The 24,458-nt window shown below is 67.1% G+C and carries 19 protein-coding genes; 10 read left to right on the forward strand and 9 right to left on the reverse strand.

From position 1 onward, the window contains the following. Nucleotide 1 precedes the first annotated feature (1 nt). From AC2ITM_RS00090 to AC2ITM_RS00110, 5 genes are all read left to right on the forward strand, one after another. Entirely contained in the window at nucleotides 2–1,693 is a 1,692-nt protein-coding gene (locus AC2ITM_RS00090; protein ID WP_486467803.1) for an ABC transporter ATP-binding protein, read from the forward strand. Between the two features lie 67 nt (nucleotides 1,694–1,760). Then, nucleotides 1,761–4,196 (forward strand): nitrite reductase large subunit NirB, encoded by a 2,436-nt coding sequence (nirB, locus tag AC2ITM_RS00095; protein WP_486467804.1) that lies wholly within the window; start codon nucleotides 1,761–1,763, stop codon nucleotides 4,194–4,196. Further along, the gene (gene nirD, locus AC2ITM_RS00100; protein WP_486467805.1) at nucleotides 4,193–4,519 is read left to right on the forward strand and encodes a nitrite reductase small subunit NirD; all 327 of its coding nucleotides are present in this window, start codon (nucleotides 4,193–4,195) and stop codon (nucleotides 4,517–4,519) included. The genes nirB and nirD overlap by 4 nt, the downstream gene beginning before the upstream one ends. Further along, nucleotides 4,519–7,152: a molybdopterin-dependent oxidoreductase gene (locus AC2ITM_RS00105; RefSeq protein ID WP_486467806.1), complete on the forward strand. Its 2,634-nt coding sequence runs from the start codon at nucleotides 4,519–4,521 to the stop codon at nucleotides 7,150–7,152. Before nirD ends, AC2ITM_RS00105 begins: the two co-directional genes overlap by 1 nt. Further along, entirely contained in the window at nucleotides 7,149–8,138 is a 990-nt protein-coding gene (locus AC2ITM_RS00110) for a glycosyl transferase family protein (RefSeq protein ID WP_486467807.1), read from the forward strand. Before AC2ITM_RS00105 ends, AC2ITM_RS00110 begins: the two co-directional genes overlap by 4 nt. A gap of 130 nt (nucleotides 8,139–8,268) precedes the next feature. On the opposite strand, the gene glmM is transcribed toward AC2ITM_RS00110, so the two are convergent. From glmM to AC2ITM_RS00140, 6 genes are all read right to left on the reverse strand, one after another. After that, nucleotides 8,269–9,612 carry a phosphoglucosamine mutase gene (gene glmM / locus AC2ITM_RS00115; RefSeq protein WP_486467808.1) on the reverse strand — a complete coding sequence of 448 codons (1,344 nt, stop codon included), beginning with the start codon at nucleotides 9,610–9,612 and terminating at the stop codon, nucleotides 8,269–8,271. A gap of 675 nt (nucleotides 9,613–10,287) precedes the next feature. Beyond that, complete coding sequence (locus AC2ITM_RS00120) at nucleotides 10,288–11,388, reverse strand: flagellar basal body P-ring protein FlgI (RefSeq protein WP_486467809.1); 1,101 nt, start codon at nucleotides 11,386–11,388, stop codon at nucleotides 10,288–10,290. 5 nt (nucleotides 11,389–11,393) lie between these two features. Then, a complete protein-coding gene (locus AC2ITM_RS00125; RefSeq protein ID WP_486467810.1) occupies nucleotides 11,394–12,404 on the reverse strand; it encodes a flagellin in 1,011 nt (336 codons plus the stop codon). A gap of 3 nt (nucleotides 12,405–12,407) precedes the next feature. Further along, complete coding sequence (gene flgK / locus AC2ITM_RS00130) at nucleotides 12,408–13,859, reverse strand: flagellar hook-associated protein FlgK (RefSeq protein ID WP_486467811.1); 1,452 nt, start codon at nucleotides 13,857–13,859, stop codon at nucleotides 12,408–12,410. A gap of 64 nt (nucleotides 13,860–13,923) precedes the next feature. Beyond that, nucleotides 13,924–15,222 (reverse strand): flagellar hook protein FlgE, encoded by a 1,299-nt coding sequence (locus AC2ITM_RS00135; RefSeq protein WP_486467812.1) that lies wholly within the window; start codon nucleotides 15,220–15,222, stop codon nucleotides 13,924–13,926. A 142-nt stretch (nucleotides 15,223–15,364) separates the two neighbouring features. Further along, entirely contained in the window at nucleotides 15,365–16,201 is an 837-nt protein-coding gene (locus AC2ITM_RS00140) for a flagellar motor protein MotB (RefSeq protein WP_486467813.1), read from the reverse strand. Between the two features lie 145 nt (nucleotides 16,202–16,346). Between AC2ITM_RS00140 and AC2ITM_RS00145 the strand changes: the two genes are divergently transcribed. Genes AC2ITM_RS00145 through AC2ITM_RS00155 form a run of 3 tightly spaced genes read left to right on the forward strand, consistent with a single transcriptional unit; the run spans nucleotide 16,347 to nucleotide 18,849 of the window. Beyond that, nucleotides 16,347–17,150: an NAD-dependent epimerase/dehydratase family protein gene (locus AC2ITM_RS00145; protein ID WP_486467814.1), complete on the forward strand. Its 804-nt coding sequence runs from the start codon at nucleotides 16,347–16,349 to the stop codon at nucleotides 17,148–17,150. Next, nucleotides 17,147–17,839, forward strand: a complete 693-nt coding sequence (locus AC2ITM_RS00150) for a sugar transferase (protein WP_486467815.1) — start codon at nucleotides 17,147–17,149, stop codon at nucleotides 17,837–17,839. The genes AC2ITM_RS00145 and AC2ITM_RS00150 overlap by 4 nt, the downstream gene beginning before the upstream one ends. Continuing rightward, nucleotides 17,836–18,849: a polysaccharide biosynthesis protein gene (locus tag AC2ITM_RS00155; RefSeq protein ID WP_486467816.1), complete on the forward strand. Its 1,014-nt coding sequence runs from the start codon at nucleotides 17,836–17,838 to the stop codon at nucleotides 18,847–18,849. Before AC2ITM_RS00150 ends, AC2ITM_RS00155 begins: the two co-directional genes overlap by 4 nt. Nucleotides 18,850–18,854: 5 nt before the next feature. Here AC2ITM_RS00155 and AC2ITM_RS00160 read toward each other — a convergent pair whose 3' ends face one another. Further along, nucleotides 18,855–19,928, reverse strand: coding sequence for a dipeptidase (locus tag AC2ITM_RS00160; RefSeq protein WP_486467817.1), 1,074 nt, complete (start codon nucleotides 19,926–19,928; stop codon nucleotides 18,855–18,857). A gap of 222 nt (nucleotides 19,929–20,150) precedes the next feature. Here AC2ITM_RS00160 and AC2ITM_RS00165 point away from each other — a divergent pair, with 222 nt between their 5' ends. Then, a complete protein-coding gene (locus tag AC2ITM_RS00165; RefSeq protein WP_486467818.1) occupies nucleotides 20,151–21,500 on the forward strand; it encodes an aminomethyl transferase family protein in 1,350 nt (449 codons plus the stop codon). A gap of 168 nt (nucleotides 21,501–21,668) precedes the next feature. On the opposite strand, the gene AC2ITM_RS00170 is transcribed toward AC2ITM_RS00165, so the two are convergent. Further along, the gene (locus tag AC2ITM_RS00170; RefSeq protein WP_486467819.1) at nucleotides 21,669–21,794 is read right to left on the reverse strand and encodes a hypothetical protein; all 126 of its coding nucleotides are present in this window, start codon (nucleotides 21,792–21,794) and stop codon (nucleotides 21,669–21,671) included. A gap of 359 nt (nucleotides 21,795–22,153) precedes the next feature. Between AC2ITM_RS00170 and dctP the strand changes: the two genes are divergently transcribed. Next, nucleotides 22,154–23,179 carry a TRAP transporter substrate-binding protein DctP gene (gene dctP / locus AC2ITM_RS00175; RefSeq protein WP_486467820.1) on the forward strand — a complete coding sequence of 342 codons (1,026 nt, stop codon included), beginning with the start codon at nucleotides 22,154–22,156 and terminating at the stop codon, nucleotides 23,177–23,179. A gap of 54 nt (nucleotides 23,180–23,233) precedes the next feature. Here dctP and AC2ITM_RS00180 read toward each other — a convergent pair whose 3' ends face one another. Beyond that, nucleotides 23,234–23,989 carry a siderophore-interacting protein gene (locus tag AC2ITM_RS00180; RefSeq protein WP_486467821.1) on the reverse strand — a complete coding sequence of 252 codons (756 nt, stop codon included), beginning with the start codon at nucleotides 23,987–23,989 and terminating at the stop codon, nucleotides 23,234–23,236. Nucleotides 23,990–24,458: the final 469 nt, after the last annotated feature.

Below are 24,458 nucleotides of genomic sequence, written 5' to 3' on the forward strand. Positions count from 1 at the left end.
CATGGCCGTCATCGACTTCCAGAACGTCTGCAAAAGCTTCGGCGAAGGCACCAATGCCACGCCCGTCCTCAAAGACATCAACCTGACCGTCCACGAGGGCGAGTTCCTGGTCCTGCTGGGCTTTTCCGGCACCGGCAAGACCACCCTGATCAACCTGATGGCGGGCCTCGAATTCCCGACCAAGGGGCAGGTCAGCTTTCGCGGCAAGCGCATCGAGGGCCCCGGCCCGGAACGCGGCGTGATCTTCCAGAACTACTCGCTGATGCCCTGGCTGACGGTGGCGGGCAACGTGCAGCTGGCGCTCGACAGCTGCTTCCCGAAGATGTCCAAGGCCGAAAAGGTCCAGACCGTCGCGAAATACATCAAGATGGTGGGCCTCAGCCATGCAGCCAGCCGTCGTCCGGCGGAACTGTCGGGGGGCATGCGCCAGCGCGTCAACGTCGCCCGGGCGCTGGCGATGAACCCCGACGTGCTGCTGCTGGACGAGCCGCTCTCGGCGCTTGATGCGCTGACCCGCGCCAACCTCGGAGACGAGATCGAGGCGATCTGGAATGCCGACAAGAAGACCTGCGTGCTGATCACCAATGACGTGGACGAGGCGATCCTGCTGGCGGACCGCATCATTGCACTGAACCCCGATGGCACCCTGGGCGAGGAATTCCGCGTCGACATGCCCCGCCCCCGCGACCGTTCGGCGATGAACACCGACGACACCTTCAAGGCGCTGCGCGCCCGCGTCACCAATTACCTGATGGATGCCGGGATCGAGGCCAAGTCCGACGGCAACCGTACGCTTCCGAATGTCGAGGCGATCCACACCCACGACAACCTGCCCAAGGCGGTCAGCGATGCGCAGAAGGGGATGCTGGACAACCGTTTCCTGTCCTTCGAGCAGCTGCACAAGATCTATCCCACGCCCAAGGGTCCGCTGACCGTGGTCGAGGATTTCAACCTGAAGATGGACCGCGGCGAATTCATCAGCCTGATCGGCCATTCGGGCTGCGGCAAGTCCACCGTGCTGACCATGACGGCGGGTCTGAACGCGATCTCGAAGGGCGTGATCAAGCTGGATGGCTACGATGTCGAAGGGGCCGACCCGGAACGCGCCGTGGTCTTCCAGGCGCCGAACCTCTTCCCCTGGCTTTCCGCCAAGGAGAACGTCGCCATCGGTGTCGACCGCGTCTACCCCAAGGCCAGCCGCGCCGAACGTCAGGACGTGGTGGAATACTACCTGGAGCGCGTGGGCCTGGGCGATGCGATGGACCGCCCGGCGCATTCGATGTCGAACGGCATGAAGCAGCGCGTCGGCATCGCCCGCGCCTTCGCCCTCAGCCCCAAGCTGCTGCTGCTGGACGAGCCCTTCGGGATGCTCGACAGCCTGACCCGGTGGGAGCTTCAGGAAGTGCTGATGGAGGTCTGGTCGCGCACCAAGGTCACCGCGATCTGCGTCACCCATGACGTGGACGAGGCGATCCTGCTGGCCGACCGGGTGGTGATGATGACCAACGGGCCGCAGGCGACCATCGGCAAGATCACCGAGGTCAAGCTGCCCCGCCCGCGCACCCGCAAGGCTCTGCTGGAACACCCCGATTACTACCACTACCGCCAGGAGGTCCTGGATTTCCTGGAAGAATACGAGCACGGCGCCAAGCCCAAGCCGAAGCCGCAACAGACCAAGATCGCCGCCGAATAACCCCCCATCTCTCCTCTGGCGGCCCTGCGCGGCCGCGACTGCGAACCTCTTGCGAAGGATCAGACCCATGGCACAGAAGCTGATTATCATCGGTGCCGGCATGGCCTCCGGGCGGATGCTGGAACATCTTTTCGAACAGGGCGGCGACTGGGATGTCACGCTCTTCAACGCCGAACCGCGCGGCACCTACAACCGCATCATGCTGTCGCCGGTGCTGTCGGGCGAAAAGACCTATGAACAGATCGAAACCCACAATGCCCAGTGGTACGACGACCAGGGCGTGACCACCCGCTTTGGCGAAAAGGTCGTGGCGATCGACCGCGCGGCCAAGACCGTCACCGCCCAGAACGGCGACGTGCTGCCCTATGACAAGCTGGTGATCGCAACGGGGTCGAACCCGTTCATCATCCCGCTGCCCGGTCATGACCTGGACGGCGTGATCGCCTATCGCGACCTGGAAGACACCTACCGCATGATGGATCTGGGCAAGACCGAAGGGTCTTCCGCCGTGGTCATCGGGGGCGGTCTGCTGGGGCTCGAGGCCGCCGCCGGCCTGCACGCGCAGGGCGTCGACACCACCGTCGTGCACATCATGGGCCACCTGATGGAGCGTCAGCTGGACGAAAGCGCGGGCTACCTGCTGCGCAAGGAACTGGTGGGCCGTGGCATCAAGGTGCTGTGCGCGACCAATTCGAAACAGATCGTCGGGGAAAACGGCAAGGTCACCGGGCTGGAGCTGGACAACGGCACCGTGCTGCCCTGCGACCTGCTGGTGATGGCCGTCGGCATCCGCCCGAACGTCGCGCTCGCGAAAGACGCCGGGCTGAGCGTCGGCCGCGCGATCCATGTCGATGCCGCCATGCAGACCTCGGATCCCGACATCCTGGCGCTTGGCGAATGCGTGGAACTGGACGGGATGCTGTTCGGTCTGGTTGCGCCGATCTACGATCAGGCCAAGGTGGCCGCGAAGACGCTGGTGGGCGAGGCCGCGGGCTATGTGCACCGCGACGTGTCGACCAAGCTGAAGGTGACGGGTTGCGATCTGTTCAGCGCCGGTGACTTTGCCGAGGGCGAGGACCGCGAGGACATCGTCTTCCGTGACCCCGCGCGCGGCGTCTACAAGCGTATCGTCCTGAAGGACAACAAGATCCTCGGCGCCGTGATGTATGGCGACACTGCCGACGGCAACTGGTTCTTCGGCATGATGAAGGATGGCACCGACGTGTCGGACATCCGCGACACGCTGATCTTTGGCCCGGCGTTCCAGGGGGGGGCCTCCTCGGACCCTTTGGCGGCCGTTGCAGCCTTGCCGGATGATGCGGAAATCTGCGGCTGCAACGGCATTTGCAAGGGCAAGATCGTCGAGGCGGTGAAGAACGGCGCCCATACGCTGGCGGATGTTCGTGCCACGACCAAGGCTTCGGCCTCCTGCGGGACCTGCACGGGTCTGGTGGAACAGGTCATGGCGGTGACGCTGGGCGATGACTTCGTCATCCCCGCGGCACAGTCGATCTGCGGCTGCTGCGACCACACGCATGAGGACATCCGCCGCCTGATCAAGGCCAAGGGCCTGAAATCCGAAGCGGCCGTCTGGCAGGAACTGGGCTGGAAAACCCCGAACGGCTGCCATGTCTGCCGCCCGGCGCTGAACTACTACCTGCTGGCCGACTGGCCGCTGGACTATCAGGACAACCTGCAGTCGCGCTTTGTCAACGAACGCCGCCACGCCAACATCCAGAAGGACGGCACCTATTCGGTCGTGCCGCGGATGTGGGGCGGCATGACCACCCCGGACGAGCTGCGCGCCATCGCCGACGCCTCCGAGAAATACGGCGCCAAGCTGCATGTCACCGGCGGTCAGCGCATCGACCTGCTGGGCGTCAAGAAAGAGGACCTGACGGCGATCTGGGATGACCTGAACGCGGCCGGCATGGTCTCGGGGCACGCCTATTCCAAGGGTCTGCGCACGGTAAAGACCTGTGTGGGCAAGGAATTCTGCCGCTTCGGCACGCAGGACAGCTCGGGCCTCGGCATCCAGCTTGAACGCAAGCTCTGGGGCTCCTGGACGCCGCACAAGGTCAAGCTGGGCGTCTCGGGCTGCCCGCGCAACTGCGCCGAGGCCACCTGCAAGGACATCGGCGTGGTCTGCGTCGACAGCGGCTATCAGATCGGTGTCGCGGGCGCCGCCGGCATGGATGTGAAGGAAACCGAACGGCTGATCGACGCCAAGACCGAAGAGGAAGCGATCGAGTGGATCGCCGCCTTCATGCAACTTTACCGCGAGAACGCCAAGTACCTCGACCGGCCCTACAAATGGGTCGCCAAGGTGGGCCTCGACTGGGTCAAGGACACCCTGTCGAACGCCGAGGAACGCGCCGCCCTGAACGAGCGCTTCGAGATCTCGCAAAGCGTCTACCGCAAGGACCCCTGGGCGGATCACGTCAAGAACCGCGCCGAACAGTACCAACCCCTGGCAGACATCACCCTGGAGGCCGCAGAATGAGCTGGATCGACATCGGACATATCGACGATATCCCCGTCCGGGGCTCGCGCGTCGTCAAGACCCCCGTGGGCTGCGTCGCCATCGTGCGCACCTGCGAGACCCAGGCCTATGCCGTCGGCAACACCTGCCCGCACAAGCAGGGCCCGCTGTCCGAAGGCATCGTCCACGGCACCAAGATCACCTGCCCGCTGCACAACGCCGTCTTCTCGCTTGAGACCGGTGAAGGCACCGACGGCCACCGCATCCCGACCTTCCCGCTGAAGGTCGAGAGCGGCCGGCTGCTGCTGGACGGGGCATCGGTCGGCAAGAGGAGTGCGGCCTGATGGATGGCTCCAGCCTGCCTGAAACCCGTTCGACCTGCGCCTATTGCGGCGTCGGTTGTGGCGTTCTTCTGCGCCCCGACGGGGCGGGCGGGCTGGCGGTCCGCGGCGACCCCGAGCATCCCGCGAACCGCGGGCGGCTCTGTTCCAAGGGCACCAACCTGGGCGAGACGGTCGGCCTGGACGACCGTCTGCTGCACCCCGTCATCAAGGGCGCGCACGCGGACTGGGACGCGGCGCTTGACCTGGTGGCGACGAAATTCCGCGACACCATCGCCCGTCACGGGCCGGATTCGGTGGCGCTCTATGTCTCGGGGCAATTGCTGACCGAGGATTATTACATCGCCAACAAGCTGACCAAGGGCTACTTTGGCACGGCGAATATCGACACGAACTCAAGGCTTTGCATGGCCTCGACCGTGGCGGGGCACAGGCGTGCCTTCGGCACCGACACCGTGCCCGGCACCTACGAGGACCTGGAACTGGCCGATCTGGTCGTGCTGACCGGCTCGAACACGGCCTGGTGCCATCCGGTGCTGTTCCAGCGCATCCGCGCCGCCAAGGAAGCCCGGCCCGAGATGAAGATCGTCGTCATCGATCCCCGCCGCACCGCGACCTGCGACATCGCCGATCTGCACCTGCCGCTGCGGCCCGGGTCCGACGTGGCGCTGTTCAACGGCCTGTTGTCGGCGATCTACGACATGGGCGCCGTCGACGGCCCGTTCCTGGACCATGTCGACGGCTTCGAGGAAGCCATCGCCGCGGCCTCGGACAGCGACCTGAGCGTCACCGGGCTGGATCCACTGCTGCTGAAACGCTTCTACCAGCTGTGGGTCAGCACCGAGAAGGTCGTCACCGTCTTCAGCCAGGGCATCAACCAAAGCTCCTCTGGCGCCGACAAGGTCAACGCGATCCTGAACTGCCACCTGGCGACCGGGCGCATCGGCCTGCCCGGCTGCGGCCCCTTCAGCGTCACCGGCCAGCCCAACGCCATGGGCGGCCGCGAGGTCGGCGGGCTGGCCAACATGCTGGCCTGCCACATGGAGATCGAGAACCCCGATCACCGCCAGGCCCTGCGGCAGTTCTGGGACGCCCCGGCCATGCCGGAAAAACCCGGGCTGAAGGCGGTGGACATGTTCCGCGCCGTGGGCGAGGGGCGGATCAAGGCGCTGTGGATCATCCACACCAACCCCGCCGTGTCCATGCCCGATGCCGACCGGGTACGCGACGCCATCGCGGGCTGCGATTTCGTCGTCGTCTCGGACGTGACCGACCGCACGGATACCGCGCGGCTGGCCGATGTGCTGCTGCCCGCCACCGCCTGGGCCGAGAAATCCGGCACCGTGACGAATTCCGACCGGACGATTTCGCGCCAGCGCGCCGTGCTGCCCGCCCCCGGTGAAACCCGCCCCGACTGGTGGGCCATGGCCGAGGTCGCCCGCCGCATGGGCTGGCGCGACGCCTTCGATTACCAGGGCCCCGAAGAGATCTTTCGCGAATATGCCACGCTGTCGGGCATCGCCGGCGGCTTTGGCCTGGATTTTGACATCTCGGGGCTGAAGGCGATCAGCGACGCGGAATATGACGCGCTGAAACCCACCCGCTGGCCGGTGACCGATGGCCGCCAGGGCGGACGTTTCTTTGCCGACGGGCGGTTCTTTACCCCTTCGGGCAAGGGGCGGATGCTGCCGCTGCACCACCGCGAACCCGCCGCCCAGACCGGCCCGCGCTATCCGTTCCGGCTGAACACCGGGCGCATCCGCGACCAGTGGCACACGATGACCCGCACGGCGAAATCGGCGAAACTGTCCTCGCATCTGGCCGAACCCTTCCTTGAGATCCACCCCCAGGACGCCGCCCGGCTGAACATCGCCCCCGCCGCGCTGGTGCAGGTCTCCAGCCCCCATGGCCGTGGCATCCTGCGCGCGCTGATCACCGACCGGGTCCAGCCCGGAGAGGTCTTTGCCCCCATGCACTGGACCGCAGAGACCGCGCCTTCGGCCCGGATCGACGCGCTGGTGGCCCCTGTCGTCGACCCGGTCTCGGGGCAGCCGGAAAGCAAGGCCGCCGTCTGCGACGTGCAACCGTTCCAGGCCGCCTTCTACGCCTTCGCCGTCGCCACCGAACGGTTCACCCCGAAGACCCGCTACTGGGCGCAGGCGAAGACCGCCCAGGGCTGGCGTGCCGAGATCGCCTGCACCGAGGCGCCCGCAGACTGGGAAGCCTGGGCGCGCGCGCTTTTCGGGATCGAGGGCGGCGAGGTGCAGGTGGTCTCCGACCCGCGCCGGGGCGGCTTCCGCATCGCCTTCCACGAGGGGGGGCGGCTGAAGGCCGCGCTCTTTGCCGCCGCCGAACCCGTCGCGGTGATGCGCGATTATCTGGCGGGCCTGCCGGGGGCAGAGGCGCCCCATGCGCTGTCGGGGCGTGTCGGCGCCGACATGCCCGATCCCGGCCCCACGGTCTGCGCCTGCTTCGGCGTCGGCGTGAACACGATCCTGTCGGCCATCGCCGAGCAGGGCCTTGTTTCGGTGGACCAGATCGGCCAAGCCTTGAGGGCAGGCACCAACTGCGGGTCCTGCCGGCCGGAACTGGCAGACCTGCTGGCCCGCATCCCAAGGAGAGAAGCCGCCGAATGACCGACACCCCGCACCTGCTCGCCCCGCATGTCCGCACCCTGGCCCGCGGCCCGGGGCGATCGCGGTCCCTGACCCGGGACGAGGCGCATGAGGTGATGGAGGTGATCCTGTCGGGTCGCGCCGACCCCGAAGCCGTCGGCGCGATCCTGATGCTGCTGCGCATGAAGGGCGAGGTCCCGGACGAGATCGCAGGCTTTGCCGAAGCCGCCCGCGCGACCCTGCCGCAGATCCCGCCGCCCGCGCTCGACTGGCCCAGCTATGCGGCCGGGCGCACCCGCGGGCTGCCGTTCTTCCTGCTGGCCGCGCGCCTGGTGGCCAAAGCCGGGCATCCGGTGCTGATCCACGGCTGGAATTCCGCCGCCCACATGGCCGAGGCCGCCTCTGTCCGCGATGCCCTGCCGCACGCCGGGATCACGGCTGCGACCTCGGTCCCCCATGCGGGCGAGCTGCTGGCGCGCGACGGCATCGCCTATCTGCCGCTGGAAGCCTTCCAGCCCGGCCTGCTGGAGCTGCTGCGTCTGCGCGAAAAATTCAACCTGCGGTCCTGCGTGAACACGGTGCTGCGGGTGCTGAACCCGGCCAAGGCACCCGCCAGCGTGCAGGGTGTCTTCCACCCGCCCTACCGCGAATTGCAGGCCGATGCGGGCAAGTTGCTGGGCCAGCAGGCGCTGAGCGTCATCAAGGGCGGCGGCGGCGAATTCGAGCGCAATCCCACCAAGGCCACTGCCCTTTACGGTCTGCGCAACGGGGAATGGCACGAAGGCACCGCGCCCGCCCTGCTGGAGGAAACCGGCAAGCTGAACCAGGGCTGGACCGATGCGGCGCTGCTGGCGCAACTGTGGTCCAGCGACTGGCACGATCCCTTCGCCGAAGCCATCGTCACCGGCACCGCAGCGCTGGCGCTGGATACGCTGGGGGTCGCGGACCCCGAAGCCACCGCGCGCCACCTCTGGGACAGGCGTGCTGCAACCTTGGCAGGGTGCTGAAAACTCTCAGCAAAACGTTTCGGCGCGAAAGGGCGCTCGGGCCCTTTCGCTTGGCTGACAAAAATGGATCCCGTCAGGAGCCGACGCGCAGGACGGAAGGTCCGTCCTCGGACCCTTTTTCAGTGGCCTGTCAGGCCTCGGCGCGGACGGCCCGGACAACGCGGTCGATGGCCGCGTCCAGCAGCCCCTCGTCCTCGGCCTCGCCCATGACGCGGATCAGCGGCTCGGTCCCGGACTTGCGGATCAGCAGCCGCCCCGTGGTCCCCAGGGCGCCTTCGCTGGCCTGGATGGCCTCTTGCACCGCATCGCTGTCGAGCGGCTTTTTCCCGGCCGTGAAGCGCACGTTCACCAGCTTCTGCGGCACCGGCTGGAACACCTGCGCCAGATCGGATGCGGGTTTCCGCGTCTCGACCATGGCGGCCAGGAACTGCAGCGCCGCCAGCAGCCCGTCGCCGGTGGTGGCATGGTCGGTCATCACGATATGGCCGGATTGTTCGCCGCCCAGGTTAAAGCCCTTCTGCTGCATCCGCTCGACTACGTAGCGATCGCCCACGGCGGTGCGTTCCAGCCCGATGCCCTGCCCTTCCAGCCAGCGTTCCAGCCCAAGGTTCGACATCACCGTGGCAACCAGCGCATCGCCCTTCAGGCGGCCTTCGGCCTTCCAGCGGCTGGCGATCAGGCCCATGATCTGGTCGCCGTCGGCCACGCGGCCGGTCTCGTCGATCAGGATCACCCGGTCGGCATCGCCATCCAGGCAGATCCCCAGATCCGCCCGGGTTTCCAGAACGCGCTTCGCCGCCGCCCCCGGGCTGGTCGAGCCGCAATCCTTGTTGATATTGAAGCCGTTGGGTTCGACTCCGATGGTGATCACCTCGGCGCCCAGTTCCCACAGGACCTGGGGGGCAACCTTGTAGGCGGCCCCGTTGGCGCAATCCAGCACCACCCGCAGCCCGTCCAGACGGGTCGAACGCGGCAGGGAATTCTTGGCATATTCGACGTACCGGCCACCCGCGTCCTCGTACCGGCGGGCGCGGCCGATATTCTGCGGCTGGGCCGGGGGCACGCCCTCGTTCAGCAGGCGCTCGATCTCGGCCTCGGCCTCGTCCGACAGCTTGAAGCCATCGGGGCCAAAGAACTTGATGCCGTTGTCATGCGCCGGATTGTGGCTGGCGGAAATCATCACGCCGACATCGGCGCGAAGGCTGTGCGTCAGGTAGCCGATGGCGGGCGTCGGTACCGGCCCCAGCAGGAAGACGTTCATGCCCGTCGAGGTGAACCCCGCCGTCAGCGCGTTTTCCAGCATGTAGCCCGACAGGCGGGTGTCCTTGCCGATGACCACGCGGTGTTCCAGGCTGGCATCCCGGCGGAAGTAGCGTCCGGCCGCGGCCGCCAGCCGCAGCGCCACGTCGGCGGTCATCGGCCAGCTGTTCGCCAGTCCCCGCACACCGTCGGTCCCGAAGAATTTCTCCGCCATGCCTGTCCCTCTTCCTAGGTTTGCAAGGGATATAGGCGGGCCACCGGCGCCTGTCCATTCACGCGCATGGTCGGCCAGGCCGATCGGCGGGATGCCCCGAAGAGAGCACCGGGGGCATTGCCCCGGTCCCCCATGCCCGAACACCCGTCCCCGGACAGGGCCCGCCTGCCAGAGGGCGACTCCCGAACGGGCGGAGGAAACGCGATCGCCCACCGCCAGCCGCTGGAAGGCCCGGGGGGAGAGCACGATAGAAGCGCAGGAGGAGTCCGGCCTTTGGTTCGGCGCGGGGATGCGAGGTCCGGTCCCGCAGTTGACCACCTGCTGGGACCCGGGCTGTTGCGATACGGTCAGCCCCGGGGCCAGGACGATCCTTGCCTGTCACGCCGACCCGTGAGGGCACGCAAGCCTTGCCCCTGCGGACCGCCCGGGGTGATCACGGGTTGCCCCGGAAACACCATCCGCGGCACCCCCCTGGCCTGACACCCGCACCGCCCCTGGAAGGCTGTGAGACCAGTGCCGCACGGTGGTCCCTGTCCCGGCATTTTGAAAACCTGTCCCGCAGAGGGCCCACAAGGTTTCGACCGCGCCCCGCCCGCAAGGGCCCCTGCCGCGCATCCGCCCCCCGGGCCGGGCACACCCCCGGGCCCCTCGGACATGCGCGCCGGGGCGCCCCCGCTAGCGCACGATGAATTCGGCATGCAGGGCGCCCGCGGCCTTGATGCTTTTCAGGATGTCGATCATGTCCCGCGGCGACACCCCCAGCGCGTTCAGACCGGCCACGACCTCGGACAGGGAGGTCCCCGTGGGCACCTCGGCCAGGCCGATGCCCGGCTCTTCCTGGATATTCGCCTTCGAGCGCGGCACCACCACCGTCTGGCCCTCGGCGAAGGGGTTGGGCTGCACGACCAAAGGCGCTTCCTCGATCCGAAGGGTAAGGTTGCCCTGGCTGACCGCCACCCGGCTGATCCGCACATCATCGCCCATGACGATCGTGCCAGAGCGCTGATCGACCACGACACGCGCCTTGCGCTCGGGTTCGACCAGAATGTTCTCGATCCGTCCAAGGGCATGCGCCGCAGAGGCCATGCGCGTTCCCGCAATGTCCAGCCGGACCGTGCCCGCGTCGGTCATCTGCGCCACGCGGTTCCCGAATGTTCTGTTGATCGCGGTCTCGATCCGTCCTGCTGTGGTGAAATCGGGGGTCCGCAGTGCCAGCCGGATGGACTTCATCCCGGCCAGTTCGAACTCGACCTCGCGCTCGACCCGCGCGCCCGAGGGGATCACCCCTGCCGTCGGCACGCCCTGCACCACCGTGGCCGCATTGCCCTGGGCCGAAGCCCCCCCGGCAATCACCGTGCCCTGAGCCACGGCATAGATCTGGCCATCCGCCGCGTTGAGTGGCGTCATGATCAGCGTCCCCCCCAGCAGGGAACTGGCATCCCCGATGGCAGAGACCGTTACGTCGATCGTCCCCCCCGAGCGGGCGAAGGCCGGCAGCTCGGCCGTGACGAAGACCGCCGCGACGTTCTTGGGCCGCGAAGTTTCTCCGGCAACGTTGATCCCCAGGCGCTCCAGGATATTGGTCATGATCTCTTCGGTGAAGGGCGCATTGCGCAGCCCGTCGCCGGTGCCGTTCAGGCCAACCACCAGGCCATAACCCACCAGATCATTGCCCCGCACCCCGTCGAATTCCACCAGGTCCTTGATGCGCACCTGCTGGGCCATGGCAGGCACCGCCAGCCCCAGCGCCATCACCAGAGCAAGAAGAAGACGCATCCCCATCACAGGTAGTTGGTCAGCGACAGGCGCGACAGCTTGACCGTCACCGCATAGAGGCTTTCCAGCTGGAACTGCACGTCCTCCAGCCGGGTCGCGGCCTCGTAGGGATCGACCGACAGCAGCTCGGTGCGGGCGATCTCGTAGCTGGTGCGCTCGGCCGAAATGCGGGTGCGGCTGTCCTCGGCCCGGTTCTGCGCATAGCCCAGGTTGGCGCGCACCTCGACCAGGCGGGTCTGCTCGAAGGAAAGGCCCTGGCCAGAGGTCAGCATCAGGTCGACCTGAGTGTTCTGGTCGAAGTTCAGCGTGCCATCGGCCGCCAGCGCCGCCATGGCTGCGTATTTCAGCATGGTGCGGATCCCGGCATCATCGCCGCGCAGGTCCAGGTTGACCGACTCCCCCTCTCCCAGCTGGAAGGGCGAGAGCGAGGTCGTGGCGCCCTGGTAGGCAAAGGTCTCGTAGCCACCGCCGCTGCTGTCGAACCAGGTGTCGAGGGCCGTCTGCACATCCGCCGCCGTGGTCAGCCCCGACAGAACGTTGGTGCGCAGCTCCTCCAGGATGTCCTCTCCCGAGACGAGGGGCGGGGTCGCCACATCCACGCCCGAGAACAAGGCCCGTCCGCCGACCTGGGTGTTGACCGTGTTCACCATCAGCGAGAACTGCCCCTGCGCGCTGAGGGAGATGTTGCTGATTGCCTCGGGCAGGCGGCCATTGCCGGCCGAGAGCGCATCCAGCCCCAGCTGCGTCGACAGCCCCTGGAAGTTCTCCAGCGCGTTCTGCATGGAATCGGTGAAGGTCAGCGCCTCGGAGGCGGCGGTATCATAGCCCTGCAGCAGCGACAGGCTGCGCTCGACATCCGCGAGATAGGCATAGCTGCCCGAGAGATGGCGCGACACATCCGCCGTCCGCCCCGAGGAAAATTCCTCGACCAGCTGGTTCATCCGGGTCTTCAGATCCGTGCTTTGCTGGCGGAGCATGAAGCTCTGCGCGAGGTCGCCAATCGTGGTCAGGGTCATGGCTCAGATCTCCATCAGGATTTTCAGCATCTCGTCCACCACCTGCACGATGCGGGCATTGGCCGAATAGTTCTGCTCGATCACCAGCAGGCGCTGCATCTCGGCATCGGTATCGACACCGTCGGCCAGCACCCTCTCCTTCAGCTCGGACTGGCGGGCCTGGGCGAAGGCGAGGCGGTTGTCGGCGGCATTGGCCTCGGTGCCGGCAAAGCTCTGGAGGCTGGCGGCCAGCGCCGAGGCGGAAAGCCCGGCACTGCCGAATTCCGACGAGCTGGGCGTGCGCGCCTCCTGCATGGCGGCCACCATGTCCTGCAGCAGGGAGGCATCGCCGACACTGCCGACCACCGTCGCCCCCAGGCCATCGCGCAGGTGCCAGGTCTCGCCGCCCTGTGCGGGATCGACGATGGCGTTGATCTGCAGCCGGGCCGACAGGCCGACCTCGTCCGCAGTGTTGAAGGCGGCGCCACCGTCGGTGAAAAGCCCGGCATCCCCCGAGGCCCGCGTGGCATCCAGCCCCGCGTCCTGGAAGCGTTCGACCATGTCGCGCGCCACCGTGTCGAGCCGCGCCTGAGAGGTCACGGCCAGCTCGTCGCGGATCTGGAACAGGGCGGCCAGACGGCCCCCGCCGATCGCCCCCGCGGCATTGCCGGTGTCAATGTCGACACCATTGATCGTCAGCCCCGACAGCAGGCCCGCATCCAGCGTCATGTCGGCGGTGATCATGTTGGTGCGGGTAAAGCCCAGCTCGGCCGCAGTGCCGTCGACCAGGATCGCACCACCGGGGGTGAACAGCGCCACCGCGCCGTAATCGCGCGCCGTCTCGGTCACGGGCACGATGTCGGACAGCTCGTCGATGACGGACTGGCGCAGATCCTTCAGCGCATTGGCATCCGAACCGGTGTTGGTCGCGGTGATGATTTGCGAATTCAGCTCCCGCACCTGATCGAGCAGCTCGTTGGTGCGGCTGACGGCGGCGTCGATCTCGGAATCGGCCTGCATCCGCAGGGTCTGGATCGTGTCCGAGGCGTCCTCGAAGGTCGAGGCGACCTCGGTCGCGGCGTTCAGCACATCGGTCAGCCGCTCTGGCAGATCGGGGCGCGAAGCCGCGGTGACCAGCGTCGCCTCGAAATTGGCGATGCGTCCGGTCAGGGAATAGGTGTCCTCGGGCGTGCCCATCACGTCTTCGAGGCGGGTGTACCAGGTCGAAAGCGTGTCCTGGTAGGACAGGGCCGACGTGGCATTGCGCGCATCCCCCACCAGCGCCGCGTCGACGCTGCGGGCGATGCCATCGATGTTGACCCCGCCACCGGCCCCGACACGGGCGGACACTTCCAGCTGACGGGGGCCGTAGCCCTCGGTCATGGCATTGGCGACGTTGGAGGAGACGACCGAAGCGGCCCGGGACGAGGCGGTCAGCCCCGAGAGCGCATTGGAAAGGGCGGTGGACAGGCTCATCTCTCAGACCTTGCCTAGGGTTGCGGGGCGGCGGCGCACCAGGGCGCCGCCGAAAGGCGCCGGATCAGCGCTTGATGTTGGTGGTTTCCTGCAGCATCTCGTCGACGGTCTGGAACACCTTGGCGTTCGAGCTGTAGGCGCGCTGCGTGCGGATCATGTCGGTCAGCTCGGAGGCGACGTCGGTGGCGGATTCCTCGCGGGCGAAGGAGACGATATCCCCCGTCGGCCCGTCACCGGCATCCCACAGGAAGTAGGTGCCGCTGTTGGGCGAGGGCAGGTAGGTCTGCCGGTCCATCGAGAACAGCCCGTTCACGTTCGGCATATCGGCCAGCGGCACCTGGTAGAGCGTCCGCCGCACGCCGGTGTCGAAATAGGCGTGGACATAGCCGTTGGCGTCGATCTCGACCGAGGTCATGTTGCCGACGGGCGATCCGTCCTTCTGGATCGCGGTGGGGGCAAAGCTGTCGGACAGCTGCGACATGCCGCCGCTTTCATCGTAGAAACCCAGGTCCAGTTCGATCGGGCCGCCGGCGACGTTGATGATCACCGTCCCGGTCGTGGTGTCGTAGGTGCCGCCGGGGTTGCCGGTGTTGTCTGCCACATCCGCCAGCGTGCCACCGTTGGTCCGGTCGTCGTTGAAGGTCAGCAGGTAATCCCCGATCACCGCCCCGCCCGAGGCAGTGTCCGTGATCTCGAGCTGCCATTCGTTGGCGATGCCGGTGGGGGTGAAGGTCACCACCATGTTCTCGGAGATGCCGAGGTTGTCGTAATATTCGATCGAGATCTGCTCGGCGGCCTCCGTCGAGCCGGTATAGGCCTTGGTCGCCGGCAGGTTGACGCCCAGGCTGACCGTGGTCGTGGGTTCGCCCGTCAGCTCGTTCACGTTGATCTGCACCGGCTCCAGCCCCTCGCTGGTGTCGCGGGGATAAAGCGGGATCTCACCGGTGGAATCCGCCGGCCAGCCCAGCAGCGCCAGGCCCGATTCCGTCACCAGATAGCCGTCCTCGTTGGCCCGGAAGCTGCCGGTCGTGGTGAACATCATCGCGTCGAACGTGCCGGTGGATTCCACCTCGTAAGAGGAGGCCACGGGGATCAGGCCCCGGCCCCGCACCGCGATGTCGGTCGAGTTTTCGGTGGTCACCAGCGGCCCGCTTTCGTCGATCAGACGTTGCGTGGTTGCCCGCACACCGCCCGCGACATAGCCGCCGTTGTTCGCGCCGATCACCATGGAATGAAAATCGGCCTCCACCCGCTTGTAGCCGTAGGTGGAAGAGTTCGCGATGTTGTCGGCAATGGCCGCAAGCCTGGTGGAGTTCGTAAAGAGCCCCGTGACCCCCGCATTCATGGAGGATGAGATAGTCATGAATACGCCTTTCTGCTGCATCGACTTTCCGTCGTGCACAGAGCTAGGCGCGCGGCCTTAAGATGGACCTAACAGATAAAATGATCGGGACTTGTTCCCGGGGACTTTGCCCGTTGCCGCCGGTTTCCCGGGGCGCGTCAGGTCACTTGACCTGACGCAGCAGGATGATCTCCAGCCGGTTGTTGCGGGGCGACATGGTGTTTCTCACCACCGGCTCGCGATCTGCATGGCCGGTCACGCGCACGACCCGGGTATCGGGCAGGTGCTGCTGGATCAGCAGCTGGCGCATCGCCTCGGCCCGGCCCGTGGACAGATCCCAGACCGGGTTTTCATTGACGACGATGGGCCGGGCCCGCACGTGCCCCTCCACCGCCATCGGGTTCTTCACGATCGAGGTCACCCGGACCAGCATCGCCGCGATCCGCTCCAGCAACAGCGATGGCGTCTGGGTCTCGCCGACGAACAGCGAAGCGCTTTCGTTGTCGAACAGCTCGATCACCAGGCCCTCGTCGGTGACGCGGGTGATGATGTGCTTGAGCATCTCCTTGTGGACATCGCTTTCGCCGCTCAGCGCCATCAGCTTGTCCTCGACCGCGGTCAGTCGGGCCTCTTCCTGTTCCTTTTCAAAAGGTTGGGATTCGGCACCACTGGCCTGCCGGTCCGGCGTCGCCCGGTCCGATGTCGCCCCCGTGCCGATCTGCGGCAGCGCGTCCTCGGCAAAGACATTGTCTCCGCCGAAGGCGCCGTCACCGCCTCCCGACACCCGGTTCAGTGGAATCGTCGGAGAGAAGTAATCCGCGATCCCCTTGCGTTGCTTTTCCGTCGTTGCATTCAGCAGCCACATCAACAGGAAGAAGGCCATCATGGCCGTCACGAAATCCGCATAGGCGACCTTCCAGGCCCCGCCATGGTGCCCGTCGCCGCCGCCAGATTTCTTCTTCTTGATGATGATCGGCTGACCATTGCCTGGTCCGGCCATATCCACCACCCGTGTTCTCACCCAACCCGAGGTCTAGCCCACAGGCGTTGCAAAGCGCTTAACGCCAAACTGGCATCCCCCCTGGCGCTGCACATCGGATGTTAACCAATCCGGCGCAGCCTGCCCCGAAACGGCGGAGCAGATGATGCAGGACGCGATCGTGATACTGGGCGGACAGGGCCGGGTCGGGCGGCGGCTGAGGGCGGTCTGGGCCCCGCCGGAGGTGTTGTGGCTGCCCCCCGGCGCACAGGCACTGCCGGCCAATCTGGTCGCGCGCACGATCATCTCGCTGCGCGGCGTGACGCGGGGCGGCCCGGAGGCGCTGAAGGGCAATGCCCGCCTGGCGCTGGACGTCCTGGAGATGGCACACCGTTGCGGGGCCGAGCGAATCCTTCTGGCCTCCAGCGCGGCGGTCTACGGCAGCCTGCCCGCCCGCCGCGCCCGGGAAGGCCGGGCCCGCCCCCGCAGCCCCTATGGCCATGCCAAGCTGCGCATGGAGCGCGCGGTCGCCGCCTGGCGGGCCGAAACACCGGGAGCCCCGGCCTGCTGCCTGCTGCGACTGGGCAATGTGGCCGGGGCGGATTCCCTGGCGCCGGCGCTGCTGGGCTCTGGGCCGGCAGGGCTCGACCGGTTCGGCGACGGCACCGGGCCCTGGCGCAGCTACCTCGGCCCGAAGGATCTGGGCCACGTCTTGCAGGCCCTTGCGACACTGCCGCTGGCCGATCTGCCCGACTGCCTGAACCTGGCTGGCCCGCGCCCCGTCGCGATGGAGGCCCTGCTGCGGCGCGCCGGACGTGCGATCCTGTGGCAGCCGGCCCCCCCCGGCGCCCAGCAGCGTGCTGAAATGGACTGCACCCGGCTGGCCCGGCTGATCGGGCCGCTGACCGGCAGCGCCTCGGCCGAAGGGCTTCTGGCACAGCTGCCCGACGACCTGAGGCAAGCCGGATGAGCCGCCCTGCCTCCTGGAAGCGACCAACAGACCTGCTGCTGGCACTGCTGCTGCTGCCGGTGCTGCTGCCCGTCGGGATGGGCCTGTCCGCCTGGCTTTGGCTGCGACAGGGGCGGCCGATCCTGCACCTGTCGATCCGCGCCGGTCGGAACGGGCAACCGTTCCGGATGGCCAAGTTCCGCACCATGGCCCCCACGTCGTCAGACAGCGGTGTGTCGGGCGGTGACAAGCAGGCCCGGATCACCCCGGCCGGTGCCTGGCTGCGCCGCACCCGCCTGGACGAACTGCCACAGCTCTGGAACATCCTGCGCGGTGACATGGGCTTTGTCGGACCGCGCCCGCCACTGCCCTGCTATGTGGCGGCCAGGCCTGCGCTTTATGCCCGCGTGTTGCGCTGCCGCCCCGGGCTGACCGGCCTGGCGACGCTGCGCCTGGCCGCATGGGAGGCCCGGCTGCTCGGCCCTTGCCGCACGCCAGAGGAAACCGAAGCGCTCTACCTGGCGCGCTGCGTCCCGGCAAAGGCACGGCTGGATCTGATCTATGCCCGCCGGCAAAGCCCCGGGCTGGATCTGTGGATCCTGCTGGCAACGCTTCGGCTGGTGGCCCCCCGCCCCCCGGGCCGCGGCCTTTTCCAACTCCCTGCGCCTTTGCGGCTTCCGCCGCTGCGCAGCGGACGGAGGCAAGGATGACCACGACCAGACCACAGCCACATGCGGAACGGATCCTGATCACCGGCGCCGGGGGCTCGATCGGGGCCGGGCTGTGCCGCGCCCTGGCCCGGCAGCATCCGCAGCGGCTGGTGTTGCTGGAACGTTCGGAACTGGCGCTGCACCAGCTTCTGCTGGATCTCGGGGGCGGGCCCTGGCGCCCGGTGCTGGGGTCCGCAGGCGACAGCCTTCTGCTGCAGCGCCTGCTGGAAGAAGAGCGGATCGAGCTGGTCATCCATGCCGCCGCCTACAAGCACCTGCCATTGCTGCAGGACAATGCATGCGCCGCGATCCGCAACAACGTGCTGGCCACCCAGCGCCTGGCCGAAACGGTGACCCGCGCCGGCGTGCCCCGCCTGCTGCTGATCTCGACCGACAAGGCGCAGGATCCGACCAGCGTCCTGGGCGCCAGCAAGCGCCTGGCCGAAGCCCTGATCCAGGACGCCGCCCTGCGGCCAGGCCCGACGCGCTGTAGCCTGGTGCGCTTCGGCAATGTGCTGGGCTCCAGCGGATCGGTCGTAACGCGCTTTGCCCGCCAGATTGCCGAGGGCACGCCCCTGACCGTTACCGATCCCCAGGCCACCCGCTATGTCATGAGCCTGGAGCAGGCCGTGACGCTGATCCTGGCGGCCGATCACCTGGCGGGCAACGGCGACGCCCTGGCGCTGGACATGGGCGCCCCCGTCCCCGTGCTGGAGATCGCCCGCGACCTGCTGCGGTCCGCCGGGCAGGATCCCGACCGCTACCCGATCCGCATCACCGGCCTGTGTGCCGGTGAAAAGCGTCACGAGGCGCCCTTGCGGGGCCGCCCGCTGGCGGCAGACCCGCGCATCCTGCGGCTGGACCTGCCGGCGATGCCGCAGCTGCATCTGGCCGCCGCCCTGTCGGAACTGCGCCAGATCGCCGAGCGCCATGACGAAGCGCGCGCCGCCCCGGCCCTGCTATGCTGGGCCAATCCCGGCCGACCCGGTCTGCGCGCCGGCACGGGCTGACCCCCTCAGGATTCGCCCCAGGTCTTGCGCAGCACACGCATCCAGTTCTTCCAGCACAGTTTTTCCAACATCACCTCATCCACGCCATGGGCCCGCAGCGCCGCGCGCAGGGCCCCAAGGCCACTACAGTCCCCCAGGGCCCCGGGCACCACGGCACCGTCGAAATCCGAACCGAAGGCCAGGCGGTCCTCGCCCAGGATCGAGACCATGTGGTCGAACTGGCGCAGGATCGGATCCAGCCCGACATCCGGCGCCATCCGGCCATCGGCGCGCAGGAAGGCGGTGGCGAAAGTGATCCCAACGATGCCATCGGTCTCGGCGATCATGTGCAACTGGCGATCCGTCAGGTTCCGGGCATGGTGGCACAGCGCCCAGGCGTTGGAATGGCTGGCCACCAGCGGCGCATCGCTGATCGCCGCCACATCTTCCAGGCCGCGGGCATTCAGATGCGACAGGTCGATCAGGATGCGGCGGCGGTTGCATTCGCGCACCAGCTCCTTGCCCAGGCTGGTCAGCCCGTTGCCGGTGTCGGGCCCCGAGGGGAAGCGGAACGGCACCCCTTCGGCGAAATCGGTCGGGCGGCTCCAGACCAGCCCGAGCGAGCGCAGGCCGCGGTCGTAAAGCTCTTCCAGGGCCCGGAAATCCGGATCGATCGCATCCGCGCCCTCCAGGTGCATGACCGCGGCCCAGGCCGACCCGCCCAGCTGCGCCTCGATCTGCCGGGTCGAGGTGCAGATCCGCAGCAGTCCGGCGGCCTGCAACGCCTCCATCACCCCGGCCGCCCTGCGAACCTGACGTAACGCAACCGGCTGCGACAGCGGCGGTGGCAACGGCAGGTCATAGGCCGGCTGCAGCATCAACTGCGGGTCGAACGCGCCGGGGCTGGGCACGAACATGGCGAAGAAACCGCCCGCAAAGCCGCCACGGCTGGCCTTCGGCATGTCGATATGGCCGCTGCCCGCGTCGGTCCACAGATCCTCGGGCTCCAGCTTGCCCTGCATCAGCCGCAGCAGCAGATCGTTGTGCCCGTCGAAGACCGGCGGCTGCGACAGGGGATGGGCAGGGGGCGAGCTGGTCATCTGGCACTCCGGGGGCGGGGCCCGGGCGGGCCGGACCGGTTTCCCTCAGAGTGTCTCAGGCCCGGTCGCAGATCCATGGCGCCAATCGACACGGCTGCAATTGTCGCAACTGGCATGCCGCCACTGCCCGATCCGAAATCGGCGCTGGCCTTTATTTGAACGACAGTTTAATAATTGATTCCGCAATGGTCCGGAGGAGGACCACATCGAGGGAGGAAACCGATGACTGCACCCAAGTTCCAGACCACCCCATCCCTGCAGCAGGCCATAGACGAGGCCGGATCGCCCATGCGGCTGATCTGGCAGCCCGGCGCACCGAACTGGTCAGTGCCCGTGGTGGCGCCGGAATACAGCGGTTGGGCGGATGAACAGTCCGCCTGGCGCGAGCGCGTGGTGATCATGGACCTGTCGCATCACATGTCGGACCTGTTCATCGAAGGCCCCGACGCGACGCGGCTGCTGCAGGACTTCACCGCTAACAACTACGAGGGTTTCGAGATCGGCCAGGCCAAGCAGATCGTTCCGGTGAACCGCCAGGGCCAGATCATCACCGACGGCATCCTGATGCGCACTGGCGAAGACAGCTACAACCTGTCGGGCGTGCCCGCCTGCCAGACCTGGATCGCCTACCAGGCCGAAGTCGGCGATTACGACGTGACGCTGCAGACCGACCCGGATTCGGGGTTCCGGCAGGGGGCGGACCCGGTGCTGTTCCGCCTGCAGATCCAGGGCCCGAAGGCGCTTGCCGTGGTCGAAGAGGTCTTCGGTGGCCCGCTGCCCGCGATGAAGTTCTTCCATTCCAAGGAGGTCACCCTGGACGGCCGGACCTTCCGCGCGCTGCGCCACGGCATGACCGGGATGCCCGGCTACGAATTCATCGGGCCGTTCGCGCACTGCGCCCACGTCAAGGCCCGGCTGATGGCGGCGGGCGAAAAGCACGGCATCGCCCATGTCGGCGGCCTGGCCTATTACACCAACGGCATCGAGAGCGGCTGGATCCCCACCCCCACCCCCGGCGTCTTCACCGACCCCGAGATGACGGGCTATCGCAACTGGCTGTCCAAGTTTTCCTACGAGGGGAAGAAGCCGCTGCATGGCAGTTTCTATTCCGACGATATCGAGGATTACTATGTCTCGCCCTTCGAGCTGGGTTATGGCCGGTCGATCTCGTTCAACCATGACTTCCACGGCCGCGAGGCCCTCGAGGCGGCGAAGGGCAAGGTGCCGCGCAGCAAGGTCACGCTGGAGCTGAACGAAGACGACTGCCGCGCCGCCTTCGGCGCGTTTGGCGACTATTTCCTGACCTACGGCCGCTACCGGATCGAGGTCGACGGCAAGCTGGTGGGGCTGAGCTTTTACACCGGCTACATCGCACCGCTGAACCGGATTTTGGCGCTGTCGCTGATCGCCAGAGAACATGCGGAACCCGGCACCGAAGTCACCTTCGTCTGGGGCGAACACCCCGGCCCCGGCACCGATCCGAATGCCGAACTGGGCTTCCGACGGATCCGCGCCACGGTGCAGCTATCGCCCTACAACGCGCATGCCCGCACCGAATACCGCCGCAACTGAGCGTGTCTTTCCGGCCCCTTCGCCGCTTTTTCAGGCGAACCGGGGCTGATCTGGCAGGGGGATTCGCCCACCGATGCGGATCCTTTCCCCGGGTGGCAAGACCCCCCGGGGGATTTTTCCTCAGCGGGGATAAGTCATCAAGATATTGATATTAATAAAATTAACAACTCATCCCGATTCGTTCTCCACGATTTTATCCAGAGCCACCTGACAGGCACGAGTCAAGATATCGCGCATCATTGAACGGCCGTCCTGCGCCCAGAAAGAGGCGCCCACCACGGCGGTCGTATCCATCGACGTCCCATGATCCGACTGCGCCGCCTGCAGATCGCGGGTCTTCCTGCCGTCTCGGCCAAACCCGCCGCGCGGATCCTCAACTGGCAGCTGACGGCCTGCGCCCCGAACGGCAAGGCGGAGATCACGGACCACCGCGCAGGTCCTGCCCGCGCGGACCAGCAGGGCTGCCCCCCTCGCGATGGGCCATTGTCGCAGATCCCTTGATCCAGAAGCACGCCGCGCGGCCCCGCACGCGGCCTTCCCGCCGGGCCTTTCGCAGGCCATTCTGGCGCGGGGGGTCCGCCCCCCGGAGGAGGAACGCCCGAACCGTGGGGAGCGGCCGGGCACACCGCGGAGCCATCCGCACGGGAGGAAACATGACCATTCACCGCCGCCTGCTGAGCGCAGGCGCCCTGGCCCTTGCCTGCCTGCCCGGACTGGCGCAGGCCAAGACGGAAACGCTGATCTTCAACTCGTACCTGTCGACCTTCGACAAGTCCTACCAGATGGGCATCAAGGACTTTGCCGCCCGGATCGAGAAAGAAAGCGGCGGCACGCTGAAGGTGTCGATCCCCGACAGTTCTCTGGCGCAAAGTTCCGAACAGTACGGGATGCTGCTGGACGGCGTGGCCGACATGGCGATGGTCGGCACGCCCTACGTGACCCAGCGGGTCAAGCTGACACAGCTGGCGCAGCTGCCCGGCATGGCCCCGACCGGAGAGGCGGCTTCGGTCGCGCTGTGGGAAACCTACCAGAAGTTCTTCAAGGATGTCGGCGAATACAAGGGCATACGTCTGCTGTCGACCCATGTCCTGCCGGGCCGAGAGCTGCTGGGCCTGGGCAGCCCCCTGACCACCCCGGACGAGGTCAAGGGCAAGGTCCTGTGGGTGCCACAGGGCAAGATGACCGACATGGTCGAGGGGATCGGCGCGGTGCCGAACCACATGCTGTTCCCCTCGCTTTTCGATGCGGTGGCCAAGAACGAGGTCGACGGCCTGTTTGCCTCGCCGGGGACGGCGGTATCGGCAAGGGTGGATGAGTATGTCCATCACATCACGACGGTGCCGGGCGGGCTGGGGTCGGTGTCGATCGCGATCGCGATCAGCGATGCCGCCTGGGACCGGCTGGACGACCAGCAGCACCAGGCGATCCTGAAAGCCGCCGAAGGGCTGCCCGAACGCACCGGTGCCGCCCTTGATGCCGCCGAGGACGAAGGCCTGGCCGCCCTGAAGGATGTCAAGGTCGAACCCGCCGACCCCGCGCTGATGGCGACGATCCAGACCGTCGCGGACGACCAGATCGACGACTGGAAGGCCGCTGCCGGCAAAGCCGGGCTGAAGGATCCACAGGCCGCCATCGACTTCTACCGCTCGGTCCTGAAGCGCGAGGCATCGAAAGAATGAAACGCGAGACGCCGCCGGGGGGACCGGCGGCGTTTTCCATTACACGACAGAGGTTTATTCGAACTTCATGCTGGCATCGGCCTGCCCCGAGACCCAGTAGCCCGCGGATTTCGTCCAGACCAGCGGGTGATCCTGTTCCAGCAGCCAGCTGCGGATGGTCTGGGTGACGCTGCCCTCGCAGGCGGTCCAGACAAAGGTCTGCGGCGGCAGGGCAACGCCCTTCAACACCTCCAGCAGCGGCGCAGCATCGGCGGCGGCATCCCCCCGGTGGACCCAGTGGACGCTGACCTCGGCGGCGCTGTCGAAGGTCTGTTCTTCGGCGGCGTCACGCACGCCGGCGATGACGGTCACCTTCGTGCCGGCGGCGGCCTCTTCACAGAAGCGCCCGATGGCAGGCAGCGCGGTTTCATCACCGATCAGCACCCAGTGGTCGATCGGCCCGGTGATCTTGCGCGACCCACGCGGGCCGCCGATGTTCAGCACGCTACCCACCTCTGCGGCCACGGCCCAGGCGGTGGCGGGACCGGCGACATGAACAGCGAAATCCAGCACCAGCTCTTTCGCGTCAGTGTCAAAGCGGCGCGGCGTGTAGTCGCGCATGGCGGGCTTGTCGTCACCCGCAACCGGGAAGAAGCACTTCACATGGTCATCGAAGGCCAGGCTGGCGAAATCCCCCAGATCCGGGCTGGTCAGCGTCAGCCGGATCATGTGCGGCGTCAGCATGTCCTTTTTCGTCACCGTCAGGGCGCGGCGCCTGATCTCGAAACGATGGCGTTCGATCACCGGAGTGGGCAGGGTTTCGGTCGTCATATCAATCCTTTCAGGCTGTCCGGTTCCGGCGCCGCAGGGTGCACACGCAACGGCCGGACGGCCAAAGCCGTTCGTCCTTGCGCGTTGATTGACGTTAACGCTTACGTGCCCGGCCAATCCGGACAATTTCAGTCAGGTTAGCAGGAACCCGAGGGAAGGCGCAAGCCCCGCCCCTGCCGGTTGCCGCACAGAAGGCTGTGCGGTGATGAAAGACGCGCGAAGGGCGTTCGCGGAGCATCCGCCGCCCTGCTGCCACGAGCAGACCGTGGGCGACTGCAGGGGCATTGCGGTGCCCGGCCCGGGGCCGGACAGGGGACCGGCGCGTGACCGGACCGGACCTTCCACCGAAAGGTCCGCCGGGCGCGAACAGAAGGAAAGCCGGGCAACTGTGGCTCGGCCCGACGCCGGACAGCGGTCCGGCGCGTGACCGGACCGGGCCCTCCACCGAAAGGTCCGCCGGGCGCGAACA

The sequence above is a fragment of the Pseudooceanicola sp. NS-SX9 genome, from assembly GCF_057380705.1.

Coding starts and splice junctions, on each gene's coding strand:
- nirD (WP_486467805.1), top strand. CDS start 4,193: ATGAGCTGGATCGACATCGGACATATCGACGATATCCCCGTCCGGGGC.
- AC2ITM_RS00090 (WP_486467803.1), top strand. CDS start 2: ATGGCCGTCATCGACTTCCAGAACGTCTGCAAAAGCTTCGGCGAAGGC.
- AC2ITM_RS00160 (WP_486467817.1), bottom strand. CDS start 19,928: ATGACCAGCTCGCCCCCTGCCCATCCCCTGTCGCAGCCGCCGGTCTTC.
- AC2ITM_RS00120 (WP_486467809.1), bottom strand. CDS start 11,388: ATGCGTCTTCTTCTTGCTCTGGTGATGGCGCTGGGGCTGGCGGTGCCT.
- flgK (WP_486467811.1), bottom strand. CDS start 13,859: ATGAGCCTGTCCACCGCCCTTTCCAATGCGCTCTCGGGGCTGACCGCC.
- glmM (WP_486467808.1), bottom strand. CDS start 9,612: ATGGCGGAGAAATTCTTCGGGACCGACGGTGTGCGGGGACTGGCGAAC.
- AC2ITM_RS00105 (WP_486467806.1), top strand. CDS start 4,519: ATGGATGGCTCCAGCCTGCCTGAAACCCGTTCGACCTGCGCCTATTGC.
- AC2ITM_RS00145 (WP_486467814.1), top strand. CDS start 16,347: ATGCAGGACGCGATCGTGATACTGGGCGGACAGGGCCGGGTCGGGCGG.
- dctP (WP_486467820.1), top strand. CDS start 22,154: ATGACCATTCACCGCCGCCTGCTGAGCGCAGGCGCCCTGGCCCTTGCC.
- AC2ITM_RS00110 (WP_486467807.1), top strand. CDS start 7,149: ATGACCGACACCCCGCACCTGCTCGCCCCGCATGTCCGCACCCTGGCC.
- AC2ITM_RS00140 (WP_486467813.1), bottom strand. CDS start 16,201: ATGGCCGGACCAGGCAATGGTCAGCCGATCATCATCAAGAAGAAGAAA.
- AC2ITM_RS00170 (WP_486467819.1), bottom strand. CDS start 21,794: ATGGATACGACCGCCGTGGTGGGCGCCTCTTTCTGGGCGCAGGACGGC.
- AC2ITM_RS00165 (WP_486467818.1), top strand. CDS start 20,151: ATGACTGCACCCAAGTTCCAGACCACCCCATCCCTGCAGCAGGCCATA.
- AC2ITM_RS00180 (WP_486467821.1), bottom strand. CDS start 23,989: ATGACGACCGAAACCCTGCCCACTCCGGTGATCGAACGCCATCGTTTC.
- nirB (WP_486467804.1), top strand. CDS start 1,761: ATGGCACAGAAGCTGATTATCATCGGTGCCGGCATGGCCTCCGGGCGG.
- AC2ITM_RS00135 (WP_486467812.1), bottom strand. CDS start 15,222: ATGACTATCTCATCCTCCATGAATGCGGGGGTCACGGGGCTCTTTACG.
- AC2ITM_RS00125 (WP_486467810.1), bottom strand. CDS start 12,404: ATGACCCTGACCACGATTGGCGACCTCGCGCAGAGCTTCATGCTCCGC.
- AC2ITM_RS00150 (WP_486467815.1), top strand. CDS start 17,147: ATGAGCCGCCCTGCCTCCTGGAAGCGACCAACAGACCTGCTGCTGGCA.
- AC2ITM_RS00155 (WP_486467816.1), top strand. CDS start 17,836: ATGACCACGACCAGACCACAGCCACATGCGGAACGGATCCTGATCACC.